The sequence below is a fragment of the Stenotrophomonas sp. P5_B8 genome, from assembly GCF_054049855.1.
In genome coordinates this window covers 1-4,617 of record NZ_JBFULO010000320.1, presented here as the reverse complement: position 1 = coordinate 4,617, position 4,617 = coordinate 1, and the positions used below count along the sequence as shown (strand labels likewise).

3 protein-coding genes are annotated in these 4,617 nt (G+C 68.4%); all 3 read right to left on the bottom strand.

Annotated features, from left to right (window positions below; translation table 11 throughout):
* Positions 1–386 precede the first annotated feature (386 nt).
* Complete coding sequence (locus tag ACXJKH_RS15410; RefSeq protein WP_457320574.1) at positions 387–2,156, bottom strand: methyl-accepting chemotaxis protein; 1,770 nt, start codon at positions 2,154–2,156, stop codon at positions 387–389.
* A gap of 684 nt (positions 2,157–2,840) precedes the next feature.
* The gene (locus ACXJKH_RS15405) at positions 2,841–3,689 is read right to left on the bottom strand and encodes an alpha/beta fold hydrolase (RefSeq protein ID WP_457320572.1); all 849 of its coding nucleotides are present in this window, start codon (positions 3,687–3,689) and stop codon (positions 2,841–2,843) included.
* Positions 3,686–4,617 (bottom strand): ferrochelatase (gene hemH, locus ACXJKH_RS15400; RefSeq protein WP_457320570.1); only part of this gene is annotated, 932 nt, incomplete at its 5' end. The genes hemH and ACXJKH_RS15405, both read right to left, overlap by 4 nt.

Here is a 4,617-nt window from a genome sequence, read left to right as displayed (position 1 = left end):
GTCCCGGTAGAGCCGAGCCATGCTCGGCTGCTTTCCAACACGTGTGCATGATCTCGACCGGCGCGGTGCCGAGCATGGCTCGGCACTACCCGGCTGCGGGGAATGCACATACGTGTCCCGGCACGGTCGTTTCCCCATCGACCACGTTTCATGCTGCGGCCGCATCGACGCATGGCCCTGTGATGCGGAGGCGCCGTACACAGGGCCATGCCCATCCTTGCCAGGCCATTGTCGGCGAGGGCACCGCACCGGCGGTCCAGCATGATGCAACCCTGCTGCGCAGCCCGATAAATAAAAACGGCGCCCTCGCAGGCGCCGTTTGTCCTTCTCGCTGCTGCGCTCGCCGCATCATCGGTGCATGGCGCGGGTCGCTGTCGAACGCTGGCTCAGACCTCCATGGCCTCCGCTTCACGCGCCAACGTCCTCGGTGGCTGCACGCGCTGCCCATGCCGGAACACCGCCACCGCTTCGGTCAACTCGGCCGCCTGCTCCTCGAGCAGGCGCGCGGCCGCGCTGGCTTCTTCCACCAAGGCGGCGTTCTGTTGGGTGGCGTCGTCCATCTGCGCAACGGTCTGGTTGACCTGGTCGATGCCGCTGGCCTGTTCCTGGGAGGCCGAGGAGATCTCGGCCATGATGCCGCTGACCCCGGCCACGCTGCCGACGATCTCGGCCATGGTCCTGCCGGCATCCTGCACCAGACGGGCGCCGTCGGCGACCTGCAGCACGGAGTCCTCGATCAGGCCCTTGATCTCCTTGGCGGCGTCGGCGGAGCGATGGGCCAGCGTACGTACTTCGCTGGCCACCACGGCGAAACCACGGCCCTGGTCGCCGGCACGCGCGGCTTCGACCGCCGCGTTCAGCGCGAGGATGTTGGTCTGGAAGGCGATGCCGTCGATTACCCCGGTGATGTCACCGATGCGCCTGGAGGCCACCTGGATGGCCTCCATGGTCGTGACCACGCGGCCCACCACTTGGCTGCCGCGGCCGGCGACATCCTGCGCGCCCTGGGCAAGCGCGCTGGCCTGGCGCGCGTGCTCGGCGTTCTGGCGCACGGTGGAGGTGAGCTCTTCCATCGACGCGGCCGTCTCCTCCAGATGTGCCGCCTGGCGCTCGGTGCGCTCGGACAGATCGTTGTTGCCGGTGGCGATTTCGCTGGCCGCCAGCGAAATCGAGCCGGTGCACTGCTTGATGCGCTCGACCATGGCGGTCAGCTGCGAAGCGGTGGCGTTGGCATCGCGCTGCATGGCGGCGAAGGCGCCGTCGAAGTCGCCCTGCATGCGTTGGTCCAGGTCGCCGCGGGCGAGTGCGGACAGCACCCGGCGGATCTCGCCCACGGTGCCGCCGACGCTTTCCAGCAACTGATTGATGCCGCCGGTCAGCCCATCGAGGAAGCTGGTGCCGGCATTACCGACGGGTAGCCGGCGATCAAGGTCGCCCTTGGCGGCGGCGGCGACRATGTCGGCCACGGCGTTCTCCAGCTGCAGTTCCTGGGTGCGGTCATGCCACTCCACCGCAAAGCCCAGGCGCCTGCCCTGTGCGTCGAATACGGGCGTCACCACCTGCGCGAAATGCACCGGGCCGATGCGGATACGGCCGTGGTGAACCTGCTGCAGCGTGTTGAGGATGGCGCGGATGCGATCCGGATTGACATGGAAGCGGTGGATGCTGCTGCCGACCAAGCCGTCGACATCGAAATCCGGGAACGCTTCGCGCAGGCTGTCCTGCTGGTTGCGCAGCAGGCGGATGACCGCGTGGTTGACGTAGCGGATCACGTGGTCGTTGTCGGCGATCATCATCGCGGTTCGCGAAACATCCAAGGCCTGGCGGATCTGCGCATCGTGCTGGTGCCCGGCGTCGTCGCGTTCACGGTCGCTGGCCAGCGCGAGCGCGGTGGCGTGGGACTGCTGTGTGTCGCGTAGGACGAGGTGCGCCTGCCGACGTACGCGCGCGGCCAGCACGAACAGCAACGTGGCGACCAGGGCCAGCGTGAGCAGCAGCCACCAGTGCCGCTGCCAGAGCGCGGTGCCGAGCGCGGCGGCAACAAGTGCCGCGACCGACAGCAGGTAGAGGGTGTTGGTTCTGCCCGTCAGTGCGGACGGGTGGAGCGGATGAGTGCGGTCGGGCGGGCGGGACGGGGCGAGCGGATGGGCAGACATGGCAACTCCAGGATCAGAAGCAGGCGGGATGGCCCGACGCGCGCGGAGGCGGACAGGCGAAAGGCGCGCCGGACACCGTGGTTGCGGTGGGCGCTGCGAAAGAGGTGAGCGGCGGGGCGGACGGCAGGCGATGACAGGCACGGCAATCGCGGCGACGGTGCGGGGCACCGCCGGCATGGCCCGGTCCTTGTGGGCGATGGCACAGCCAACACGGCATTGCGACGACGTTCCCTGAAGCCTTGGGGTGGTGCGCGGCTTCGCGACGGCGGAGCAAGCGACGGCGCAGGCCAAAGACATCGTCCTGCTTTATCGGTATCGGTCCAATTGCGTGGAAGTTGAGTGCGTCAGGTTGTCGCAGGCCCCGGTGGGGCTGCGGTGCGCTGGCTGCAGCGGCGCTTGCCGCTGCACAGCCGCGTGATCACCGGTCCGTGCGTCAATGAGATCGCAGTTGAGGTCGGCGCTCGTTCGGGAACCGACCCAACCCGGGCAGCATCACCGCATGCGTGCGGACGCCGTGCTGCATCCGATTGCCCGACGCGTGCGGACGCGTTGTTGCATGCGATTGGCCAACGCATGCGGAAACGGGGGCTGCATGCGATTGCCCTGTCCGTGCGGACACACGTATTGATTGCGATTGCCCGACCCGCGGATACAGGTGCCGCATGCGATTACCGGGTGTGCGCGTCAGCCGGCCAGGAACCGGCGGACCACGTCACCGACTACCTGCGGGTGTTCCATATGCAGGTGATGGGTGCCGGGGAACACCGCCAGGCATCCGTTGCGCAACAGCTTGATGCGCTCGCTGCGGAGGGGTTCGGGATAGTACGACTGCGCCGGCGTGGCGTAGATCACCTGGGTAGGGCATTCGATCGCGGCGAGCAGGTCGTCGATCTGCGCTTCGCTCAGACGCATCGCAGTGGGCAGCATCAGGCGTGGATCGCTGCACCAGCTGTAGCCACCGTCGACCGGTTTGACGCCGCGTTCGACCAGCAGGCGTGCGCACGGCTCGCTGAGCTGGTTGGTCATCATGCGTGCGCGGATCGGGGCGGACAGGTCGGGGAATACGCGCAGGTTTTTCCCGGGCAACGCACGTGCGGCGCGTACGTGGTCGCGCAGGCGCTGGGCGGTTTCATCCTCCGGGCCGCGCAGGCCGCCGAGGGCTTYGATCGCCACCAGCCGCTCCACGCGCTCGGGTGCGGCCGCTGCGGTCAGGCTGGCGATGCCGGCGCCCATCGAATGGCCGATCAGGGTGAAGCGATCCCAACCCAGTGCATCGGCGACATCGAGTACGTGGCAGATCGCGCCGGGCGTGTTGTATTGGGTGCCGGCCGGCAGGTGCGCGCTGTGGCCATGCCCGGGCAGGTCGAGGCAGACCAAGTCCAGGTCGGGCAGCTGCGCGGCCAGTGGGACGAAACTGGCCGCGTTGTCGAGCCAGCCGTGCAGCGCCAGTACGCGCTGGCCACCCGGCTGTGCCGCGCGCAGACCGGCGGCGATGAAGCCGCCGACGGCCAGGGAAAACGGCTGCAGGCTCATCCCAGGGCCGCGATGCTCAGCCGCGACAACGCCAGCGCGTGTTCGGGGGCATCGTTGAGGCAGGGGATATAGCGCATCCGCGCGCCGCGCTCGGCCACGGTCTCGGTGAAGCCCAGGGCGACTTCTTCCAGGGTTTCCAGGCAGTCGGTGGCAAAGCCCGGGCAGACCACGTCGATGGTGCGGACGCCGCCTTCGGCCATCGCCCACAGGGTCGGTTCGGCGTAGGGCTGCAGCCATTTCTCGCGACCGAAGCGCGACTGGTAGGTGAGCCGCCAGGCGTCATCGGGCAGATCCAGCGCCTGCGCGATCGCCTTGGCACTGGCCTCGCAGCGCTGCGGATACGGATCGCCGGCATCGGCCAGGCGCTGCGGGATGCCATGGAAGGAAAACACCAGCTGCTCGCCGCGACCGTGCTCGGCCCACCACTGGCGGATGCGGGTGGCCACCGCCTCGACCCAGTCCGGATCGACCGCGTAATCGCGCACCAGGGTGACGGTGACGCCGGGATGCCGTGGCTGCCAGTCGCGCACCTGGTCCTCGATGGAGGCGGTGGTGGTGGTCGAATACTGCGGATACAGCGGCAGCACCACGATCCGGCGCATGCCTTCGGCCGCCAGCCGGTCCAGCTCGGCGGTCAGTGCCGGGGCGCCGTAGCGCATGGCGTGGCGCACCCGCACGTTGGGCATCAACGCCTGCATGGCCTCGGCCAGTCGCCGTGTGTAGACCATCAGCGGCGAGCCGTCCGGCAGCCACACCTGGGCATACTTTGCGGCCGAGCGGCCACTGCGCAGCGGCAGGATAAGCCCGTACAGCAAGGGTTTCCACAGCAGTGGCGGAATCGCGACCACGCGTGGATCGGTGAGGAATTCAGCCAGATAACGACGCACCGCCGGGGCAGTGGGCGTCTCGGGGGTGCCTAGATTAGATT